The sequence below is a fragment of the Pseudoalteromonas sp. PAB 2.2 genome (genome assembly GCF_001938575.1).
Taxonomy (GTDB): domain Bacteria; phylum Pseudomonadota; class Gammaproteobacteria; order Enterobacterales; family Alteromonadaceae; genus Pseudoalteromonas; species Pseudoalteromonas lipolytica.
Window position 1 is genome coordinate 1 of the sequence record NZ_LYPI01000022.1, and the last position, 19,744, is coordinate 19,744.

Annotated in this window: 21 protein-coding genes, 3 rRNA genes and 1 riboswitch; of the genes, 17 read left to right on the forward strand and 7 right to left on the reverse strand. The window is 41.6% G+C overall.

Annotated features, from left to right (window positions below):
* From BWD47_RS20205 to ung, 14 genes are all read left to right on the forward strand, one after another.
* Positions 1 to 115, forward strand: a 23S ribosomal RNA gene (locus BWD47_RS20205); the annotation flags it as partial.
* A gap of 188 nt (positions 116 to 303) precedes the next feature.
* A 5S ribosomal RNA gene (gene rrf / locus BWD47_RS17870) occupies positions 304 to 418 on the forward strand.
* A gap of 63 nt (positions 419 to 481) precedes the next feature.
* Positions 482 to 596, forward strand: a 5S ribosomal RNA gene (gene rrf / locus BWD47_RS17875).
* Between the two features lie 323 nt (positions 597 to 919).
* Positions 920 to 1,348, forward strand: a complete 429-nt coding sequence (locus BWD47_RS17880) for an FKBP-type peptidyl-prolyl cis-trans isomerase (protein ID WP_065978673.1) — start codon at positions 920 to 922, stop codon at positions 1,346 to 1,348.
* A gap of 55 nt (positions 1,349 to 1,403) precedes the next feature.
* Positions 1,404 to 2,021, forward strand: a complete 618-nt coding sequence (locus BWD47_RS17885) for a histidine phosphatase family protein (RefSeq protein WP_036966373.1) — start codon at positions 1,404 to 1,406, stop codon at positions 2,019 to 2,021.
* A 275-nt stretch (positions 2,022 to 2,296) separates the two neighbouring features.
* Positions 2,297 to 2,419: riboswitch (cobalamin riboswitch) on the forward strand.
* A 149-nt stretch (positions 2,420 to 2,568) separates the two neighbouring features.
* On the forward strand, positions 2,569 to 3,402 hold the full coding sequence (locus BWD47_RS17890; protein WP_074989057.1) for an ABC transporter ATP-binding protein: 834 nt from the start codon (positions 2,569 to 2,571) through the stop codon (positions 3,400 to 3,402).
* On the forward strand, positions 3,395 to 4,384 hold the full coding sequence (locus BWD47_RS17895) for an iron ABC transporter permease (protein ID WP_074989056.1): 990 nt from the start codon (positions 3,395 to 3,397) through the stop codon (positions 4,382 to 4,384). The genes BWD47_RS17890 and BWD47_RS17895 overlap by 8 nt, the downstream gene beginning before the upstream one ends.
* Positions 4,385 to 4,387: 3 nt before the next feature.
* A complete protein-coding gene (gene cobT / locus BWD47_RS17900) occupies positions 4,388 to 5,449 on the forward strand; it encodes a nicotinate-nucleotide--dimethylbenzimidazole phosphoribosyltransferase (protein ID WP_075594418.1) in 1,062 nt (353 codons plus the stop codon).
* A gap of 3 nt (positions 5,450 to 5,452) precedes the next feature.
* The gene (locus tag BWD47_RS17905) at positions 5,453 to 6,247 is read left to right on the forward strand and encodes an adenosylcobinamide-GDP ribazoletransferase (protein WP_075594419.1); all 795 of its coding nucleotides are present in this window, start codon (positions 5,453 to 5,455) and stop codon (positions 6,245 to 6,247) included.
* Complete coding sequence (gene cobU, locus BWD47_RS17910; RefSeq protein WP_075594420.1) at positions 6,244 to 6,771, forward strand: bifunctional adenosylcobinamide kinase/adenosylcobinamide-phosphate guanylyltransferase; 528 nt, start codon at positions 6,244 to 6,246, stop codon at positions 6,769 to 6,771. Before BWD47_RS17905 ends, cobU begins: the two co-directional genes overlap by 4 nt.
* Positions 6,771 to 8,255: a cobyric acid synthase gene (locus BWD47_RS17915; protein WP_075594444.1), complete on the forward strand. Its 1,485-nt coding sequence runs from the start codon at positions 6,771 to 6,773 to the stop codon at positions 8,253 to 8,255. Before cobU ends, BWD47_RS17915 begins: the two co-directional genes overlap by 1 nt.
* The gene (gene cobO / locus BWD47_RS17920; protein ID WP_036966385.1) at positions 8,255 to 8,854 is read left to right on the forward strand and encodes a cob(I)yrinic acid a,c-diamide adenosyltransferase; all 600 of its coding nucleotides are present in this window, start codon (positions 8,255 to 8,257) and stop codon (positions 8,852 to 8,854) included. Before BWD47_RS17915 ends, cobO begins: the two co-directional genes overlap by 1 nt.
* Positions 8,855 to 8,891: 37 nt before the next feature.
* A complete protein-coding gene (locus BWD47_RS17925; protein ID WP_231387333.1) occupies positions 8,892 to 9,713 on the forward strand; it encodes a cobalamin-binding protein in 822 nt (273 codons plus the stop codon).
* On the forward strand, positions 9,710 to 10,381 hold the full coding sequence (gene ung, locus BWD47_RS17930; RefSeq protein WP_036966388.1) for a uracil-DNA glycosylase: 672 nt from the start codon (positions 9,710 to 9,712) through the stop codon (positions 10,379 to 10,381). Before BWD47_RS17925 ends, ung begins: the two co-directional genes overlap by 4 nt.
* A gap of 30 nt (positions 10,382 to 10,411) precedes the next feature.
* Here ung and BWD47_RS17935 read toward each other — a convergent pair whose 3' ends face one another.
* Positions 10,412 to 10,600, reverse strand: a complete 189-nt coding sequence (locus BWD47_RS17935; protein WP_036966391.1) for a DUF3545 family protein — start codon at positions 10,598 to 10,600, stop codon at positions 10,412 to 10,414.
* Between the two features lie 189 nt (positions 10,601 to 10,789).
* Positions 10,790 to 11,740, reverse strand: coding sequence for a transaldolase (tal, locus tag BWD47_RS17940; RefSeq protein WP_036966394.1), 951 nt, complete (start codon positions 11,738 to 11,740; stop codon positions 10,790 to 10,792).
* Positions 11,741 to 11,961: 221 nt separating this feature from the next.
* On the opposite strand from tal, the gene yaaA reads away from it, so the two are divergent.
* The 3 genes from yaaA to BWD47_RS17960 all read left to right on the forward strand — a co-directional run bounded on the left by yaaA (position 11,962) and on the right by BWD47_RS17960 (position 14,597).
* The gene (gene yaaA / locus BWD47_RS17945; RefSeq protein WP_036966396.1) at positions 11,962 to 12,741 is read left to right on the forward strand and encodes a peroxide stress protein YaaA; all 780 of its coding nucleotides are present in this window, start codon (positions 11,962 to 11,964) and stop codon (positions 12,739 to 12,741) included.
* 135 nt (positions 12,742 to 12,876) lie between these two features.
* Positions 12,877 to 13,812 (forward strand): mechanosensitive ion channel family protein, encoded by a 936-nt coding sequence (locus tag BWD47_RS17950; protein WP_075594421.1) that lies wholly within the window; start codon positions 12,877 to 12,879, stop codon positions 13,810 to 13,812.
* A 398-nt stretch (positions 13,813 to 14,210) separates the two neighbouring features.
* A complete protein-coding gene (locus BWD47_RS17960) occupies positions 14,211 to 14,597 on the forward strand; it encodes a hypothetical protein (RefSeq protein WP_143474508.1) in 387 nt (128 codons plus the stop codon).
* A 151-nt stretch (positions 14,598 to 14,748) separates the two neighbouring features.
* On the opposite strand, the gene serA is transcribed toward BWD47_RS17960, so the two are convergent.
* From serA to BWD47_RS17985, 5 genes are all read right to left on the reverse strand, one after another.
* Complete coding sequence (gene serA, locus BWD47_RS17965) at positions 14,749 to 15,978, reverse strand: phosphoglycerate dehydrogenase (protein ID WP_065978662.1); 1,230 nt, start codon at positions 15,976 to 15,978, stop codon at positions 14,749 to 14,751.
* A 14-nt stretch (positions 15,979 to 15,992) separates the two neighbouring features.
* The gene (gene rpiA / locus BWD47_RS17970; RefSeq protein ID WP_065978661.1) at positions 15,993 to 16,646 is read right to left on the reverse strand and encodes a ribose-5-phosphate isomerase RpiA; all 654 of its coding nucleotides are present in this window, start codon (positions 16,644 to 16,646) and stop codon (positions 15,993 to 15,995) included.
* A gap of 67 nt (positions 16,647 to 16,713) precedes the next feature.
* The gene (locus BWD47_RS17975; RefSeq protein WP_075594424.1) at positions 16,714 to 17,310 is read right to left on the reverse strand and encodes a 5-formyltetrahydrofolate cyclo-ligase; all 597 of its coding nucleotides are present in this window, start codon (positions 17,308 to 17,310) and stop codon (positions 16,714 to 16,716) included.
* A 13-nt stretch (positions 17,311 to 17,323) separates the two neighbouring features.
* A complete protein-coding gene (locus tag BWD47_RS17980; RefSeq protein ID WP_036966421.1) occupies positions 17,324 to 17,875 on the reverse strand; it encodes a hypothetical protein in 552 nt (183 codons plus the stop codon).
* Between the two features lie 117 nt (positions 17,876 to 17,992).
* Positions 17,993 to 19,510, reverse strand: coding sequence for a S10 family peptidase (locus tag BWD47_RS17985; RefSeq protein ID WP_075594425.1), 1,518 nt, complete (start codon positions 19,508 to 19,510; stop codon positions 17,993 to 17,995).
* Positions 19,511 to 19,744 lie beyond the last annotated feature (234 nt).

Here is a 19,744-nt window from a genome sequence, read left to right on the forward strand (position 1 = left end):
CTTTCTTTTAAAGTCTCTGAAGGGCCGTTGAAGACTACAACGTTGATAGGCAGGATGTGGAAGTGGTGTGAGCCATTAAGCTAACCTGTACTAATTACCCGTGAGGCTTAACCATACAACGCCAAACGCGTTTTATGACAGCGTAACAGACAGAAGTTAGTATACTAAAGTAGATTTTACGATTATCAGATTTCCGAATTTTATGTAGGGTGAACCGCAGCGCTTAATGCGAAATCAGTTCACCTTGCGCAAAGGACTYGTAAGCGCGATGCGCTTTGTCGAGAATCCTTTCCACGCATTTTGCTTGGTGACAATAGCGTTTTGGACCCACCTGACCCCATGCCGAACTCAGTAGTGAAACGAAACAGCGCCGATGATAGTGTGGCATTTGCCATGTGAAAGTAGGACATCGCCAGGCTCCTAATTCAGTCGAAAGACTTTAAATTTAAAAATTAATAATAAGAAAATTGAAAAGAATTTTCTTGGTGACAATAGCGTTTTGGACCCACCTGACCCCATGCCGAACTCAGTAGTGAAACGAAACAGCGCCGATGATAGTGTGGCATTTGCCATGTGAAAGTAGGACATCGCCAGGATCCTAATTAAAGAAAGCCCGACTCGAAAGAATCGGGCTTTTTTGTGTTTAATGCTTTCTACTATATCGGATGTCAGAAAATAGATGTCTGATCACACAGATTGAAAGGTTCTCTTAAATCGCTTATTTCACCTCACGCTGAGATAATTAGGACGTAAAAGGCACTTTAGTGCTGAAAAGTCTCTGAATTGCCACTGTAGTGTATCTTTCAGATTAAGACATTGTTGAGTTTTTAGCGCTTGCTACTCTACTTTAAACTCCTTGCTTCCCTATCTTTGTTATGCGATAAAGCGCTTTATATTTGTAATACAATTAAGGTGTTTTGTGTCTCGTAAGAAAACAACAAAATCGAAAGGCTCATCAGGTTTAAACCGTAAGAATAGTGAAGCATTTATCAGCAAATTTTCAGCTCATCCAGATACACAAGTGTGCCCATCGGGTTTGATGTATAAAGTTGTAGAGGATGCGGCAGGTGACAAGCTCACAGAGTTTGATACTGTTGTTATTAATCAACGAATTATGCTCGCTGACGGTCATGTTATTGCCGATAGCTATAAAGCGGGTATGCCGGAGGTGTTTGCTTTATCGGAAGCGATTGAAGGCCTAAGAGAGGGGCTTTTGTTGATGAATATAGGATCTCGCTATGAATTTGTGATCCCTCCTGCGCTTGCGTGGGGTAAAAAGGGGAATGGTGGTAAAATTGGTGCAAATGCAGTGCTGCATTTTGATGTTCGCTTAATTCGTTTAGCCTAACTCGACACTGAGCTAGAAACGCGTTACCGTCTTGTATGGCTGATTAAGGATATTTATGGACGCATTTACTTCACGGGTTTACTTACTACGTCATGGCGAAATTGCAACTCCGGGCATTCTTTGTGGGCACGTTGATGTTGCTTTGTCAGATGTAGGCTATGAACAGATGCGTCTAGCAAGCGCAAAATTATCTCGCTTCGATGCTATTTATAGCTCTCCGCTAAAACGTTGTTCAACGCATGCAGAATTCTTAGCTCGTCAGCATACAATCAATGTGCAATATAACAATGCATTGAAAGAGTTTAATTTTGGTGACTGGGATGGCCAAGATTACCAACAACTTTGGCAACAAAATGGTAAACCTCATGTCGGTGATTTTTGGCAACATCCGTGGCAGGTTAAAGTGCCAAATGGTGAATTAATGGCTGACTTTTACGCGCGAGTCGAAGCATGGTGGCAGGCATTTTTAGTTTCGCTTACAGAGTCCAAACATACGCAATCATTAGTGATTAGCCACGCCGGTGTAATTAAACAAATCCTCGCTATTATTTGTCATATGCCTAAACAAACGAATACTCACCTTAATGTTTTTCATTTACCTTATGCAGGGTTAATAACGTTAGATGTATATATAGATGAACAAGGGCAAGTGTGGCCTAAAATAGTTTTTTAGCCATCTAGAGTGATATTCATTGAATTATTTACTTAGCCCGCCATAATATACCGAACTACCTCAAAATTTAGATTTCGGCGTTTTACAGGGGCTTTATATCAAGGCGTTACTTTGCAGCACGTTTATAAGTAACAACTTAGAAAGTAAGTTTTTGAACAACGCTCTGCGGGTTGGTATAAAGCGATTAATTCCGCGTTATTGATTTTAGGAAGGGAATAACCATTCTGTGTAATCAATTTCTTTTGCCTATATTGCTTTAATTCCAACAGAAACTCGCATCATGAGGTCGTTTAGGTATATCTATATGCTATGGAATGGGGTGAGATTCTCCAGCTGTTCCCGCAACTGTAATCCATGATGAACATGGTCAGCCAGATACTTAGCAACAACAATTAGTCTTATTATGCTAATACAGTAGAGTGTTTATCGATTTGAGCGATTTAATATTCAAACTAATTAGTATCATTGAGCGGGTCAACTCACGTTATCTACTGATATAGGTCAGTGCTTTCTGGTGCGTTGATAAAACTCGCCAAGAGAGTGTAATTTGCAATTAAAAAGCCAAGGCACAACCCCTTTAATTTCAGTATCTGATTTAAGCTGGGGAATTGCTGATAAAACAATTCTTAAATCAATCAATTTGCAGTTAAATGCAGGTCAATTCATTGGTTTGCTGGGGCCTAATGGTGCCGGTAAATCAAGTTTATTGCGTTGCTTATATCGCTATTTAAAACCACAACAAGGTGCAGTCTTTTTAGCTGGCGATAACATTTGGCAAATCAGTGCTGATGAATTCGCTAAAAATGTTGCTGTGGTTTTACAAGAGTCTCCTTCGCAATTTAATTTATCTGTTTTCGATGTAGTTAGTTTAGGTCTCACCCCACATAAAACCCTGTTTAGTGCGACTAATGCCGATGATAAAAAGCGTATTTATCAAGCAATCGAGCAGGTTGGTTTAAGTCATCACACACAGCAAAGCTTTGATTCACTTTCGGGTGGAGAAAAACAGCGTGCACTTATAGCCCGCTCAATTGTTCAGCAACCAAAGTTATTGATTATGGATGAGCCAACCAGCCATCTTGACGTTAAGTATCAAATTCAAATTATGGAGCTTGCTAAGTCACTTGATGTCACTGTGCTCGCTTCATTTCATGATTTAAATCTAGCTGCTAGCGTATGTGATGAGTTACTTGTTATCGATGAAGGTCAATTAATTACGCAAGGCACACCAAAAGAGGTGCTTACAGAGCAGCTGTTAAGTGATGTTTTTGGTGTTTGTGCAAGAGTGTCTGCTCATCCTCAGTCAACCTCGTTTGATGAGTTCGTGCCACATATTACCTACTATTACGGCTATAACAGACAGGAGCATCAAGATGACTGATAGGGTGCGTTTTAGTCTCTGTGTATGCGTTGCACTTGTCAGTTGCTTTTTAGCACTCAGTTTTGGTGCCGCGAGTACATCAATGAGTGATGTGCTGCATAGTTTAATCAGCCAGGGCAGTGATGAATTTATCCAGCGTATTATTTTGCAACTGCGCATGCCACGTATGATATTGGCGTTTTTAGCTGGAGCTGGGCTCGCGCTTGCTGGGCTTATATTACAAACCGTAACGCGAAACCCGTTGGCAGACCCTTACTTATTTGGTATTTCTTCAGGTGCCTCATTTGGTGTGGTTTGCTTTATATCGCTTACCGGTGTGAGTTTTGGCTTTAGTATGTCGATTGCTGCATTTTTGGGCAGCTTACTCTCTATGTTTTTGTTGATTGGCATTGCTGGGCGTCGCCATGTAGGGCAAGTTGAAGCGATGTTATTGGCGGGGGTCGCACTGTCATTTCTGTTTAGTGCTTTAACCAGTTTATTACTTTATTTTAGCGATCCTCAAGCGATTACAGCTATCTTATTTTGGACTATGGGAAGTTTTTCACGTGCTGAGTGGGGAACGCTCTGGATCCCGCTCACCGTAATCATTGCGTGTATGACGTTAATGATCGCTTTTCGTCGTCAGTTAAACGCTATGTTACTTGGTGATGAAAGCGCGGCAACACTGGGGATTCATGCTCAACGTTTTCGTATTTTAATGTTACTGCTTAGTTCGTTAATTACTGCTGTTTTGGTCGCTATGTGTGGGGGGGTTGGCTTTGTTGGGCTTATGATCCCGCATATTGTCCGCTACTTTACGTCGCAAGGCTCAAGCCACAACCTTTTAATGACGAGCCTTGTTGGTGGTACATTTATGGTATGGGTCGATGTGCTTTGTCGTACTTTACTGACTAATCAAGAATTGCCTGTGGGTGTGATCACTGCGGCTATAGGCAGTGTGTTCTTTTTATCTTTACTTTATTTTCGTAAACAGCGCAGGTAGCCCATGTTTAATATCGCACCTCTTAACTCGCAGTATGCATCTGTAATTCAACAAAAAATAGATCTTAAAACCAAACCCTTAGGAGCGCTTGGTCAATTAGAAGAGTGCGCAAAAACGTTGACACTCATTTTAAGTCAATCTCTTAACTCAGAGCACGCTGTAGATGAATTTAAACCCGTTATTAACGCGCCGACACTCGTCGTTTTTGCAGGTGACCATGGTGTTGCTAGCCAAGGGGTTTCGATTGCGCCAAGCAGTGTGACTTCACAAATGATTGCGAATTTTGCGCATGGTGGAGCGGCAATTAATGTATTTTGTCGTCAACTTGGATGGCAGCTTGAGGTCGTTGATGCAGGCACTTTGTCAGAACAGCATCATATTAGTGTTCATAATCAACGTTTAGGGCATATTACTGAGTCAATAAATACCTCAATGGCGATGTCGCCAGCGCAAGTTGAACAAGGCTTTAAGTTTGCTAAGCAGCGTGTGAATGCAATAAAAAATACAGGGTGTAATACCGTAGCATTCGGTGAAATGGGGATTGGTAACACAACCAGTGCGGCAGCACTAATGGCTGCTCTATTATCATTACCTGCCGCTCAATGTGTAGGTAAGGGCACGGGCGTAACGGATGAGGTGGTAGCTAAAAAAATTGCGGTTGTTGAACAAGCCGTTAATTTGCATCAGGCACATCTAAACGATCCATTAATGACATTAGCGGCGCTGGGTGGCTTTGAAATAGTTCAAATAACAGGTGCTATTTTAGCCGCGGCGGAATTAGGCATGGTGGTGGTTATTGATGGCTTTATTTGCAGTGCCGCAGCATTGGTTGCGACACGTATAAACGCGCATGCACGTGATTATATGATTTTTGCTCACGCCTCAGATGAGCAAGGACATAAAGCCATGCTGGCAGCGTTAGACGCATTGCCATTATTAAACCTTAATTTGCGCTTGGGAGAGGGCAGTGGTGCCGCCTTGGCGTTACCATTATTACAATCATCGCTTGCATTTTATAACGAAATGGCAAGTTTTGCAGATGCACATGTTGAGCAGGTTGTTTAAGCAATGAATACACACAACCCATCGCCTTCTCAAAAGCAGCTATTATTGCTAGCTGTTAGTTTTTTAACACGTATACCTGTGACGCTTAATTTTGAGGTATCAACGACGGCATTGAACCAAGCCAGTCGCTATTTTGCTTTGGTAGGGGTTCTACTTGCGGGGATTTTAAGTTTAGGTTATCTCGTGTTTAGTTACTTTTTTCCTGCTTCAATTTCCGTGGCACTTGTTATGGCCTTAGGGTTAATTTTGACGGGGGCATTTCATGAAGATGGGTTAGCAGATGTATGGGATGGCTTTGGTGGTGGCTGGAAAGTTGAAGATAAGCTGACCATTATGAAAGACAGCCGTTTAGGAACTTACGGAGCGGCTGCACTTATTATTGTGCTGCTTATTAAGTTTCAAAGTTTAGTTGTGTTGTCTGAGTCACTAAATTTGCTACTCATTGCGTTGCTATTAGGGCAGAGCTTAAGCCGAATTGTCGCAACGAGTTTAATTGCTGACATGGATTATGTTAGTCACGATGCAACCAGCAAAGTAAAACCCGTTGCGATGTATTTAAGCACCGAAAGTTACCAAATACTGCTTGTGACAGGCGGGGCAGTGATACTTTTCGCATGGTTATTTTCAGTGTTCAGTATTTGGCACATCTTCACTGTAATCCTTGTACTTACTATAACGCGTTTTATATTGATTCACTGGTTTAAAAAACAGTTATCAGGTTATACCGGAGACTGCCTAGGTGCCGCACAACAAATTGCTGAGCTGGCTGTATATTTAACCTTAGTGAGCATGTTATGAAGCAACCACATACCTTGATTTTAGGTGGCGCACGCAGTGGTAAAAGCCGCTTTGCAGAGCAACTAGCTAGCAATTCAGGCAAATCGATTATTTATCTTGCGACAGCCAATGCGGGTGATAGTGAAATGGCTGAACGCATTGCACGTCATCAATTAGAGCGCGATGGGCGTTGGCAAGTTATCGAAGAGCCACTGCAATTGGCTAAAGTGCTCAAAGAGCATGGCAAAGCAGACCGCTGTATTTTGGTTGATTGCTTAACACTTTGGCTGAGTAATTGTTTATGTCAGCACGGTGAAGCATATTGGCTAGAGCAAAAAGCAGCACTACTTGATGTGCTTAAAGAGCTTCCCTGCGAGGTTATTTTTGTTAGCAATGAAGTAGGCCATGGTATTGTGCCATTGGGTGAATTGAGCCGCCAGTTTGTTGATCATTCGGGTTGGTTACACCAATCACTTGCCAAGCAGGTTGCTCGGGTTGAGTTTATTATTGCTGGCCTTGCACAAACATTAAAGAGGGAGCAATGATGAAAACCCTTATGGTGCAAGGCACGACATCTGATGCAGGTAAAAGCACTTTAGTGGCGGCATTGTGTCGCATTTTTGCTAAACGCGGCATTAAGGTTGCGCCTTTTAAGCCGCAAAACATGGCACTTAATAGTGCTGTAACCGCCGATGGAGGCGAGATAGGGCGTGCACAAGCACTGCAAGCAGTGGCAGCTAATGTGCCCGCTGAGGTTGATTTTAACCCTATTTTACTAAAACCAAATAGCGATACAGGTGCACAAGTTATTGTGCATGGAAAAGCGCTTTCGAATATGGAAGCCGGCAGTTACCACGATTATAAAAAGGTCGCTATGGACGCTGTACTCACCTCTCAAAAGCGCTTAAGCGAACGGTTTGAGCTATTAGTTGTTGAAGGCGCAGGCAGTCCAGCAGAAATTAATCTCAGAGAAAATGATATTGCTAACATGGGTTATGCTGAGGCTGTCGATTGCCCAGTGATCATTATTGCCGATATTGATAAAGGCGGGGTTTTTGCTCACCTGGTTGGGACGTTAGCGTTGTTATCTGAATCAGAGCAAGCGCGCGTAAAAGGGTTTGTAATAAATCGTTTTCGTGGTGATATAGCACTGTTACAAAGTGGTTTAGATTGGCTTGAGCAATACACGAATAAACCTGTATTGGGGGTTTTGCCATACTTACATGATTTAGCCTTAGATGCCGAAGATGCCGTGGCTATTGCTAATAAAGTTGCTGAGCCACAGTTACACATTGCTGTTCTTCTTTTACCTCATATTAGTAATCACACTGATTTCGATGTCCTCAGACTGCAACCAGAAATAGACCTTCACTATGTCCGTCATACACAATCGATTCCTGATGTTGATCTAATTATTATTCCAGGTAGTAAGAATGTGTTAAGCGATTTAGCCTTTCTAAAAAATGAAGGGTGGGACAAACAAATACACCGCCATCTTCGTTATTCAGGCAAAGTGCTGGGGATTTGTGGTGGCCTACAAATGTTAGGGATGCGAATTGCCGATCCTCATTCTGTCGAGTCTAGACTTGGGGAAGCAAAAGGGTTGGGAATCGCTAATTTTGAAACTCAGTTAGGCCAACAAAAAGTGCTGACACAAGTAACTGGAATATTGCATTTAAACAGCAGCGAACAGCAAGTTTGTGGTTATGAAATACATGCCGGAATAAGTGAGGGGCCAGCGCTTGAACAGCCTTTTATAACGTTTGAACAGCATCCGAATGGCTTTACCCATGACGGCTTTATTAGCGATGATAACCAAGTAGCAGGTACTTACTTACATGGGCTTTTTGATACACCTGATGCAGTAAATCAGTTGGTCAGATGGCTAGAGCCTGAGACGAAATTGACACCTATCGATCTTAATCAACACCGCGAACAGCAGTTAAATAGACTCGCAGACGTAGTGGAAAAACATATGGATATTGAGCAAATTATCAATATTTATGACACCTTTAGTAAGGAAAAATAATGAGCGAAAACAACCAAGATAAGCACCAACAGCGCCAACAAAAAGTAAAACAAAAAGTAGACGAGCGCATCGCCGCGGCTCAAAAAGAGCAAGGTATTTTTCAGGTCATTACAGGTAACGGGAAAGGAAAATCAACCTCAGGCTTTGGTACTGTAGCGCGTGCTGTGGGTCATGGCATGAAAGCAGCTGTTTGTCAGTTTATTAAAGGCACTTGGGAGTGCGGTGAACGTAATTTACTCGAAAAAGCAGGCGTCGAATTTGTCATTATGAATACGGGTTTCACTTGGGAGACTCAAAATAAAGACTCTGACACAGCGGCAGCGCAAGTAACATGGCAAGAAGCAAAACGAATGCTAAAAGATGAGTCTATTAATTTAGTGATGCTCGATGAAATCACTTATATGATTACCTATGGCTACATTGATTTAGATGAAGTCATTGCTGCAATTAGTTCGCGACCTGCAATGCAATCAGTGATTATTACAGGGCGAGGCGCGCACCGAAAACTCACAGAACTTGCAGACACAGTGAGTGAAGTACGTAACGTGAAGCATGCATTTGATGCTGGCATAAAGGCACAAAAAGGGTTTGATTACTAATATGAAAGCACTGACCTTTAGTTGCTTATGGGCATTGATGTGGTTGGCTCAGTTTTCTTACGCACATGAAATTAAAGAGCCTCAGCGTATCGTTGCTTTGGCTCCGCATATAGTCGAAAACCTGTTTGCAATTGGTGCTGGAGATCGCATCGTTGGAACCGTCGATTATGCCGATTACCCTGCACAAGCCAATGAAATTGAACGAGTGGGAGGTTACTATGGCATCAATATGGAAAGGCTCTTATCGCTGAAACCTGATCTTGTTCTTGCATGGAAGACCGGTAATAAAGCTGAAGATCTTGCTTACATTGAGAAATTAGGTATTCCGGTTGCTTACAGTAACCCAGACCAAGTGGATAATGTGGCTGATGAGTTACGTAAATTAGGTGAGTTAACCCATTTAAAAACGCGAGCCGATAGAGTCGCCACTGAGTTTGAAGTAAAGCTTGCTGCCATCCGCGCTTCACAGCAGGATAAACCCCCAGTGAGTGTGTTTTATCAGTTATGGCCAGAGCCGATGATGACGGTGGGTGGTAACACATGGATTAATCAGTTACTAACGATTTGCCATGCTGACAATGTATTTGCAAACAGTGAAACCGATTATCCGCGTATCAGTATTGAAAATGTGCTGGTAAGTAAACCCGAGGTGATTATTATCCCCGATGAAAAATCGAAAAAGCCGCAACCTCAAATAGATTGGCGACAATGGCCTGAATTACCGGCCGTTCAGCATAACCAATTTATAAGTGTTAACGCTGATTTATTACATCGCTTTACAACCCGCATGCTTGATGGCTTGAGCGAGATGTGTGGTAAAATAGACATTTCAAGAAAGCAAATACAGGCTTCAAAATGACCAACTGGCAAGATTTTTTAAAGGCTGAATTAGCCAAGCCCTATATGCAAGACACACTAACCTATGTTGCTGATAAACGCGCTGCGGGTGTTGTTGTATTCCCACCTGAAGAACAGGTTTTCTCAGCCTTTAACGCCACTCCTTTAAACGATGTGAAAGTGGTTATTTTAGGGCAAGACCCTTATCACGGTGAAGGGCAGGCACATGGATTATGCTTTTCAGTGCAACCTGAGGTTAAAAAACTGCCACCTTCACTTAAAAACATCTATAAAGAACTGGCCACAGATATCGACGGATTCGAAATACCTGAGCATGGTTACTTACAAAGCTGGGCAGAGCAGGGCGTGTTTTTATTGAATACAGTACTGACCGTTGAGCAGGGAAACGCGCATTCACATAAGCACTTGGGATGGGAGCAGTTTACAGACCAAGTTATCGCACTGATCAATCAGCAATGTGAGGGAGTTGTGTTTGTTTTGTGGGGGGCACATGCACAAAAGAAAGGTAAACACATCGATACATCGCGTCATCATGTGATCCAAGGCCCTCATCCCTCACCTTTGTCTGCACATCGAGGTTTTTTTGGGTGTAAGCACTTTTCAACGATCAATCAGCGACTGAGCGAACAGCATAAAACACCGATTAATTGGCACCTTCCTAAAATTTAATGCAAACAAAAGGCCCTTGCGGGCCTTGGTTTAAAAGTCTAGCTCATCAATCGCTATACTGTCTGTAAAGTAGTCTAACTCCTGTAGTTCTTTACGTAATCTGTGCTTATCTTTCAAAGCTTCGATTTCGCGCCATTTTCTCTTTTTATTTTTTGTAGAGGTCTTTTTTGTTGTACTAGGACCTTCTAATATTTCTAAAATATCGTCTAGGCTATCCATGAACTTCTCCTATTGATTATTTTGAACCTCGGAAATACCTATACCACAGGCTAGACAAAAATAGAATAAAAAAGTGACGATATTGTTACAGAAATGTGATTGCTAGATGAATAGATCAAAATTTTGTATGGTATATAAACAAAAACGCCACCGAGAGCGGTGGCGTTTATTTATAATGATTTTTGCAGATTACATTGCTTTAAAGCGTGCTTCTAATTCAAGCTGCGCTTCGGCAAAAGAGCGAATGCCCTCAGCTAGTTTTTCTGTCGCCATGGCATCTTGATTATGTAACCAACGGAACTCACTTTCAGTCAGTGGTGCTGGTTTTGGTTCAACGGTAAAGTCGCTTTCAAGTAAGTACTCTTGTGCGTCTGTAAGCTCACCAAGCTCTTCAAGTAATGCAGGGCTGATTGTTAATTTATCACAACCAGTAAGCGCGATGATTTCACCCGTGTTACGGAAGCTTGCACCCATCACGACTGTTTTATAGTCATGGCGTTTGTAGAATTCATAAATACTACGAACAGACTGTACACCAGGGTCTTGCATTGGATCAGTCGGTTTTTCCATACCATTCGCTACATGCCAGTCAAGAATACGGCCAACAAACGGTGAAATTAGAAATACATTTGCGTCGGCACAGGCACGTGCTTGTGCTTCTGAGAATAACAGCGTTAAGTTACACTTAGTGCCTTCTTTTTCTAATTGCTCGGCAGCTTTGATGCCTTCCCACGTTGATGCAACTTTAATAAGAATTTTATCTTTGCTTACCCCTTCTTTTTCGTAAAGGCTAAGTAAAGTATGTGCTTTATCAATCGTCGCTTGTGTATCGAAAGATAAACGCGCATCGACTTCTGTCGAGATATAACCCGGTACAATTTCGCTGATTTCTTTACCAATTAATACGGCAAAATAATCGCAAGCAAGTTCAAGTTGCTTGGCTGCATCTTGCTCTGTTTCTTTTGCGTATTGCCATGCCTTGTCTAGATAAGGTTTATACGCTTCAATTTCACTGGCTTTTAAAAGTAAAGATGGGTTAGTTGTTGCATCTTCTGGTTGGTGCTTTTTGATAGCTTCAATATCACCTGTATCTGCAACAATAGATGAATGCTGTTTAAGCCTTTGTAGTGCTGAAGTCATTTGCTTTCCTCATTCCAAGCAAGTTAAAAGAAAATCCATTATAGCCACCTTAATGCTGCAACACTATGACAGTGTTTAATAGGTCAAATGTCCTTAACTAAGAAAACTAAGGCATTAGATGTGAAAATGCAGCGAATTAAGGCGGGGCGAAACAAAACGTGCATTTTGATTCATTTAATGTTGAAATTGACATCAAACAAATTACAAGTCAATAGCTATCTATGATCACAGTTATTTCACCTGCAAAAAATTTAGATTATGAAACACCAGCCACGACCGACAAATTCACTCAGCCTGAATTACTCGAGCACAGCGAAGAGTTAATGTCAGTTTGCCGTGATTTAACCCCTGCCCAAATTGGCAGTTTAATGAAAATCAGTGATAAACTAGCCGGTTTAAATGCAGCGCGATTCGCACAGTGGTCACAGCCGTTTACAACAGAAAACGCAAAACAAGCCGTCCTTGCATTTAATGGTGATGTGTATGGTGGTTTAGATGCACAGTCGTTAACACATTCTGACTTAGATTATGCACAGTCTCACTTACGAATTTTATCTGGCCTTTACGGTGTGCTTAAGCCGCTCGATTTAATGCAAGCTTACCGCCTAGAAATGGGCACCAAGCTTGAAAATCCACGCGGTAAAAACTTGTATGAGTTTTGGGGGAGTGTGATAGCCGAAAAACTCAATACAGTCTTGGCAGAGCAAGACAGTAAGTACTTAGTAAACCTTGCTTCAAATGAGTATTTTAAAGCAGTTGATAAAAAAGCCTTAAATGCACAAATTATTACACCTCATTTTAAAGATTGTAAAAACGGCCAGTATAAAGTGATCAGCTTTTACGCGAAAAAAGCCCGCGGCATGATGGCGCGTTACATTATTGAGAATAAAATTACTCAATTGAGTGATTTAAAAGATTTCACAGTAGCGGGTTATTACTTCAGTAGCGATGCAACCGCGAAAGAGCTCGAACCTGTTTTTCTGCGAGAAGAACAGCACTAGAAAAAAGAGCCTACTTTAGTGTGTTAAAAGCCGTGCGATGCACGGCTTTTTTTATGGTTTTTATTTGTCTGATTAAACATGGCGTTCATTTTGCAAATTACCGAGTTAGTTAATATAAGATAACAAGGTATAAACATGCTAAAAATTCCATCCGTTAGTGAAGCTGAAAAGCTCATTGAAGAGAAGCTTGGTGGTTGGATTGATATTGTTATAAGTCATATTCCTAACTTCATCGTCGCAATCATAATAACCATTTTATTTTCGCTTTTAGCGCGAGTGTGTGGCTCAATGCTGCGTAAAATCTTACGTCGCTCTTTGGAATCAACGCAAATTGCTGATTTGATGTCGTCTATTGCAAAAGTGGTTATTCTTTGTGTAGGGCTGTTTGTTGCGCTCGATTTTTTAGGCCTCAGAGGCACCGTGACTTCATTACTCGCAGGTGCTGGTATTGTTGGTCTTGCTATCGGTTTTGCTTTTCAGGATATGACCGAAAACTTAATCGCAGGTATTGCCATGGGTATCCGTAAACCCTTTAAAGCAGGTGATGTCATTCGAACGGAAAGTGTATTTGGTACAGTGAGCGCGATTAACCTAAGAAACACCCTTATCGAGAATTTTTATGGACAACTAATTCTCGTACCTAATAAAATTTTATTTAGAAACATACTTAGTAATTACAGTACGTTAGGCGTTCGCCGTATTGAGGTGCCTGTGGGTATTTCGTATGCCGATGACCCAGAGCAAGCTGCAGAGGTTATCGTTAAAAAAATCAATGAATTTGATTTTGTGATCAAGCAAGAAGAGACCGCCGTGTACGCCGAAAGCTTTGGCGATAGCAGCATTAATTTACTGGTGTGGTTTTGGATTAAGTACCCCGGTGAAGCTGACTTTATGACTGTACGCCACAAAGCTGTTGTGGCTGTTAGAAACGCCTTAAGCGAAGCTAATATGACCATTCCATTCCCAATCCGCACGTTAGATTTTGGTATTAAAGGCGGCGAGAAATTAAACACCATGATCAGCGAAAAACAGCCAGATAAGGCCGCGGATGCAAAGCCAGCCGATAAGTAAAATTTACTGACTCACCGGCGTGATTTACACAGGGAAGTGTACGTGAGCTGGTGGTTGTTTCCGTTTTATTTTCAGTCTAACCAAGCCAAACCGATTCTGCCCCAAAACAAGTTAGGGTAAATCCTTTAATGATTGCTTTGAGCAATCAAGAGAGGGTCCAAGTCGTTTAATACTATTGGCTCTATTTTGCAAAACGAATGTTCCGCTAACGCATTTTCTTTTTCTGAATATTCTAAGTGATAATAAAAATATTATAGTTGGCAATGCATTACGTTATTTGTTAGAAATAGATTTATTAATACATGAGCGTGACATTGGCAGAAAGATGCGCGAAGCGCGCACTATAAAATTGTTAGGCATATATGATCGACTTTAGGAGCTTAATCGGAAAAAGTCTTGTGGCTGTTCAAACTGGTCACAATCACGAAAAAGTTCATCCGGCATGGCGTGATGAGACTAATGAAGGCTTTTTAATTTGCTATGACATAAACTTAGTGTTTCAAGGCCAAGAATCTTACTCAATCAAACCGTGTGAAGTAGATATTACCGATCGTTTTCCTGGTTTAGGGTTAATGCTAGAAAAGGTAGATACGATAGAGTCATCCATACCTTTTAATATTACTGACCTGCCATTGCGAATAAGTGAAATGTACCAGAGTGATCATCTAGGTGAGGATGTTATAAACCAATACGTTTTTGTTTTAGAGAATGGATCAAGCCTCGTTATCAGGCATATTTTTCCACCAATGACGCTGGGTATTAATGTAGTGTCAATAAATGCCTAACAAAAACAAGCACAGGAGCGGTTTTAAGCTGCTTTCGCTCCGCTCTTATCTTCACACAAAATTAACTGAGAGAGGGTGGCTTAAGCTCAACATCAAAAAAGCGCAATCAGTCAAACTGGTTGCGCTTTTTGCTTATTCGCTGTGTGAGCGATTAGTGTAAGATACGAGCTCTGATTGTACCTTCAACTGCACTTAGTTCTTTAAGTGCGACTTCTGAATGGTCTGTGTCTACATCAATTACTACGTAACCAATCGCTTCGTCAGTTTGTAAGTACTGTGCTGCGATATTGATACCGTGCTGTGCAAACGCTTGGTTAATTTGCGTTAACACGCCGGGTCTATTTTGGTGTACGTGCAATAAGCGACTGCGGTTAGCGAGTTCAGGCAGTGATACTTCAGGGAAGTTCACGGCTGTAATTGTTGACCCATTATCTGAATATTTAGCAAGTTTACCCGCAACTTCAATACCAATGTTCTCTTGTGCTTCTTGCGTTGAGCCACCAATGTGTGGGGTCAAAATAACGTTATCAAAACCACGCAGAGGTGAAACAAATTCTTCGTCATTCGATTTTGGTTCAACAGGGAATACGTCGATAGCAGCACCGCTTAGCTTTTTCTCGCGCAGTGCTTCTGCAAGCGCATCAATATCAACCACTGTACCGCGTGAGGCATTGATTAAAATCGCGCCTTGCTTCATGACTTCAAGCTCAGCCATACCAATTAGGTTTTTAGTTTGCGGCGTTTCTGGTACGTGTAAGCTAATTACATCGGCACGTTGCAATAACTGGGTAAGGTTATGTACTTGTGTCGCATTACCAAGCGATAGTTTGTCTTCGATATCAAAGAACTCTACGTTCATACCGATGTTTTCAGCCATGATACCGAGTTGTGTACCAATGTGGCCGTAACCAACAATACCTAACGTTTTACCACGGGCTTCAAATGAACCGTTGGCTGATTTTAACCAACCACCGCGATGAGCGAGGGCGTTACGCTGTGGAATACCACGAAGAAGTAATAAGATTTCACCAAGCACTAACTCTGCAACAGAGCGCGTGTTTGAGAATGGTGCGTTGAATACAGCAATACCACGCTCACGTGCAGCTTGCAGATCAACTTGGTTTGTACCGATACAGAAGCAGCCTACTGCAACAAGCTTTTCAGCTGCTTCTAATACCGCTTGATTAATATGAGTACGAGAACGAAGGCCAACAAAGTGCACATCTTTAATGCGCTCAATGAGCTCGTCTTCAGGTAAGGACGTTTTCACGTAGTCAATGTTACTGTAACCATTACGCTTTAGCGTTTCTACAGCACTTTGGTGCACGCCTTCCAGCAAGAGAATTTTAATTTTGTCTTTTGCTAACGATACCTTACTCATATCCTCATTCCTATTTACTTGATTTGCGGCCCATTTTTGGTGCCGATAATAACTTTGTCTGCACCGCGATGGGCAAACAAGCCGTTTGTAACTACCCCAACAATCTGATTGATTGTTAGCTCTAATTCTTTGGCATTGCTGATATCAAGATTATGCACATCTAAAATGATGTTGCCGTTGTCTGTCACTACACCTTGGCGGTACACTGGATCACCCCCAAGTTTTACGAGTTCACGAGCAACGTAGCTGCGAGCCATTGGGATTACTTCAACTGGCAGTGGGAATGCCCCTAATGTCTCAACTTCTTTTGATTCATCAACAATACATACAAATTGTTTTGCTACCGCAGAGACTATTTTCTCGCGTGTTAGCGCAGCGCCACCGCCTTTAATCATTTCGTTGTGTGGGTTGATTTCATCAGCGCCATCAACATAAACATCAAGGCTTTGCACATCATTAAGCTCAAATACTTCAATACCAAGTGCTTTTAACTTTTCAGTTGAAGCTTCTGAACTTGAAACAGCACCCACAAGGGTGTCTTTTACCGTGTCTAGTGCATCAATAAAATGATTTACTGTTGAACCTGTGCCAACACCAACAATGGTGTTTTCTTTTACAAATTCGAGTGCTGCCCAGGCAGCGGCTTTTTTTAATTCATCTTGCGTCATAATTATGTGCTCAGTTGGCTGTCAGAGAGATACTTATTCAAGTGTTCATAGTATACAGAGAGAAGTGCTACCATTGGTAGATTTTCTCTGGGGTGATGATGTGTTTTAGCGGAACATCCCAAGATTCTATTGGTAAAGAAGGCACATGCTGACATTGATGCGCCAGACCGATTAATATCGGCTTTTGCCAGTTCTCTTGGTAGTATCGTGCTAATGTTTTGTCATAAAACCCACCGCCCATACCTAAACGGTTACCTTGATCATCAAATGCCACGAGTGGCATTAATAAAATATCAAGCTTGTCTAAAGGACATATTTGACTGCAATTCAACTTGGGCTCCAAGATACCATAGCGATTTGCAGTCATGGGTGAATTTTCTTCATACCTTTGAAAGTACAAAGTAGTGCCATTAAACGGGTGGATTATAGGCAAGTAAAGGGGCGCTTTTTTTTGCCATAATTCTTTAATTAACAATGAGGTATCTAGTTCTCCATCATTGCTAAAATAAATGCCTATACGGGGGTTTTGGGATGTATTTAATGATTTTAGGTGTTGAGTAAAATTCATTTTCAGCGCAATCGCTGCATTTTTTTGTTGCTCTTTGCTAAGAGAATTACGCTTTTTGCGAATAGATTGTCTTATTTCTGCTCGTATGTTGCTCATGTCAATATGTATATTAACTTTCTAAAAATGAGAATAGGTCAGGAAACAGTTCCACAATACCCAGCGCAATTAACAACACAACCACCATGGCAATCAATGAATAGAGCAGGGTGTTTGAACGCTTTTTAACAGGTTCGCAATATGCTTCTTCATCAAGCAAATCTTCTTCTTGCCAGTTATCGGTGCTGCTTAGTTCACTGCTGTTTTCAAGTTCAGGGAGCCGTTGTTCAAGGTCGTCTAGCTTTTCTTCTAAGCGAATAAGACTACTGGTTATGTAGTCAAGCGCATCAAAAATACGCTCATCACGTTGCTTTGCGTCAAGGCCAATACTCGCAGGCTGCTGACTAACTGGTTGTAATTTAGCTTTTATGCCAACACTGGCCAGTAGTTTAGCTTGCTTAAGTGCTTTTTCTTGATCGCTCGGAGCAAACAAAGGTTTGTGCTCAAAAAGCCCTGCAACTTTGTCTGTGCTGGTTTTTAATTTTGCGGCAAGTTGCTCAGTCGCTTGTGTTTGATCTATGCCTGATTCAAGCCCGGCAAACATCACACGAAATTTTTCTGCCATGCTGTGATTTCCAAATCTCTAGAGTGTATGGCTGAAAGTATAAACCTAAATAGATCAATGGATAAACAAAAGCCCGTAAAAACGGGCTTTTTTCTTTTTGGAATTTACTTTGCGTGATTAGTATTTGGCGGCTTTGCCTTCTGCTGGCAGCGATTTCAAAATAAATTCACGTAAGTCATTGTTTGATGATTTAAGGTCGGCATGACGTAAATACATCATGTGACCACTGCGGTAGCCTTTAAAGCTTAAGCGATCTTTCATTTTGCCACTTGGATCTAACTGCCACATTGTGTATTTAGCGTCAAAGTAGTTTGTTGCACCATCATAGTAACCAGATTGGATCATGACATTCAGGTACGGGTTTTGTGCCATTGCTAAACGCAGGTTTTCGCCAGTGTTATTACCTGAGCGGTCCCAAGGGTGAACATTACCAAATAAGTTGTATTTGATATCAGTTTTGTAATTTAACTCTTCACGTAGGTAGTAGTTAATTGCGGGTGTGAATGAGTGTAACCATGACGTGAGCTCTGCCCAGTAGTCTGGTGATTCACCCGCATCGCGTTTATCGATACCTAAGTAGCGTGAATCTAAACGACCCACCGTTTGACCGCGGTCACGTAGCAGCTCTTTCCAGAAAAAATCAGTTGGAATATCAAGGTTGTTTTGCTCAACAAATTTCTCTGATAAGCCAGCGTATTTAGCTGCTTGCTTGATAATAGCGCGTTTTTCATCAGCCGCTAAAAAGCCCCCTTTAGCAATCGCTGGAAGGAACTTATTTACCGTGAAGTCTTCAACTTCTGGTAGTAGCTCATCTAAGTCTTTAGCTTGTAAATCAGCACTTAAAGCTTTGTGATACCACGCAGTTGCTGCAAAGTAAGGTAAGCGATTAGCGGCTTCTACAGGGCCTTCGCGCTTAATGCCAATTTCAGTTGGTGAGACTAAAATAACGCCGTTGATATACATCCATTGACGGTTTTGTAATTCGTGAGCTAGGCCTGAAACACGGGTTGTACCATAGCTTTCACCAATTAAGAATTTGGGTGAGCGCCAGCGTTCATTACGCGATACAAAGGTGTTTAACCACTCCGCTAAGTATTTTATGTCGGCATTAACACCAAAGAACATTTTTTGTTGATCAGATTTACTTGGTAGTTCGCCTTTTTCGTTCTCTAATACGCGAGAGTACCCTGTATTCACGGGATTGATGTAAACAATATCTGCAACATCTAAAATTGAATATGGGTTATCTTTAACGCCATAAGGTTGCACAGGGTAACCTTCGTCATCAATTTTTAATACGCGTGGTCCAGTATAAGCAAGGTGCATCCACACTGACGCAGAGCCCGGTCCACCATTAAACGAAAACACCAGCGGGCGCTTTGTACGATCGTCTACTTTATCGCGCTGATAATAGGTGTATTGTAACGTGGCGACGGCATTTCCTTGTTCATCCCAAACAGGCTGGGTCCCAGTGGTTGCAGTGTAAGAGAAGCGCTCACCGTTTATACGTGCTTTGTGTTCAGTCACGACATTGCTGTCTACGTCGATACGACGTTCGTTCTCAGCAAAACTAGGCGTACTAAAGGTCAATGTTAGGGCGGTCACAGACAAACCAATAAAACTAACGAGTTTCATGTTGATTCCTTATTATTCGAATTGCAGTCATTAAAAAGAAAAGCGCGCGCGATGACAAACTATTGAGACTAGTCACCAATATTAGTCGTTAAACAGAGAAATAATGAGAATGGCTGAGAAAATACCAAAAAGCGCGTTTTTTATTAAAGATAGTTTGGTTAAATATTTAGCTAAATTGAAAAATAACGTATATTTAGCAAGTTTTATGATTTGTAATACATGCTTATAAAAGAG

Excerpts from the sequence above, each read along its gene's own strand:
- serA (WP_065978662.1), bottom strand. The coding sequence starts at position 15,978 with ATGAGTAAGGTATCGTTAGCAAAAGACAAAATTAAAATTCTCTTGCTG.
- cobT (WP_075594418.1), top strand. The coding sequence starts at position 4,388 with ATGTTTAATATCGCACCTCTTAACTCGCAGTATGCATCTGTAATTCAA.
- BWD47_RS17950 (WP_075594421.1), top strand. The coding sequence starts at position 12,877 with ATGCTAAAAATTCCATCCGTTAGTGAAGCTGAAAAGCTCATTGAAGAG.
- ung (WP_036966388.1), top strand. The coding sequence starts at position 9,710 with ATGACCAACTGGCAAGATTTTTTAAAGGCTGAATTAGCCAAGCCCTAT.
- BWD47_RS17885 (WP_036966373.1), top strand. The coding sequence starts at position 1,404 with ATGGACGCATTTACTTCACGGGTTTACTTACTACGTCATGGCGAAATT.
- BWD47_RS17895 (WP_074989056.1), top strand. The coding sequence starts at position 3,395 with ATGACTGATAGGGTGCGTTTTAGTCTCTGTGTATGCGTTGCACTTGTC.
- BWD47_RS17985 (WP_075594425.1), bottom strand. The coding sequence starts at position 19,510 with ATGAAACTCGTTAGTTTTATTGGTTTGTCTGTGACCGCCCTAACATTG.
- BWD47_RS17905 (WP_075594419.1), top strand. The coding sequence starts at position 5,453 with ATGAATACACACAACCCATCGCCTTCTCAAAAGCAGCTATTATTGCTA.
- BWD47_RS17925 (WP_231387333.1), top strand. The coding sequence starts at position 8,892 with ATGTGGTTGGCTCAGTTTTCTTACGCACATGAAATTAAAGAGCCTCAG.
- BWD47_RS17975 (WP_075594424.1), bottom strand. The coding sequence starts at position 17,310 with ATGAGCAACATACGAGCAGAAATAAGACAATCTATTCGCAAAAAGCGT.
- tal (WP_036966394.1), bottom strand. The coding sequence starts at position 11,740 with ATGACTTCAGCACTACAAAGGCTTAAACAGCATTCATCTATTGTTGCA.
- BWD47_RS17915 (WP_075594444.1), top strand. The coding sequence starts at position 6,771 with ATGAAAACCCTTATGGTGCAAGGCACGACATCTGATGCAGGTAAAAGC.
- cobO (WP_036966385.1), top strand. The coding sequence starts at position 8,255 with ATGAGCGAAAACAACCAAGATAAGCACCAACAGCGCCAACAAAAAGTA.
- yaaA (WP_036966396.1), top strand. The coding sequence starts at position 11,962 with ATGATCACAGTTATTTCACCTGCAAAAAATTTAGATTATGAAACACCA.
- rpiA (WP_065978661.1), bottom strand. The coding sequence starts at position 16,646 with ATGACGCAAGATGAATTAAAAAAAGCCGCTGCCTGGGCAGCACTCGAA.
- BWD47_RS17935 (WP_036966391.1), bottom strand. The coding sequence starts at position 10,600 with ATGGATAGCCTAGACGATATTTTAGAAATATTAGAAGGTCCTAGTACA.
- cobU (WP_075594420.1), top strand. The coding sequence starts at position 6,244 with ATGAAGCAACCACATACCTTGATTTTAGGTGGCGCACGCAGTGGTAAA.
- BWD47_RS17980 (WP_036966421.1), bottom strand. The coding sequence starts at position 17,875 with ATGGCAGAAAAATTTCGTGTGATGTTTGCCGGGCTTGAATCAGGCATA.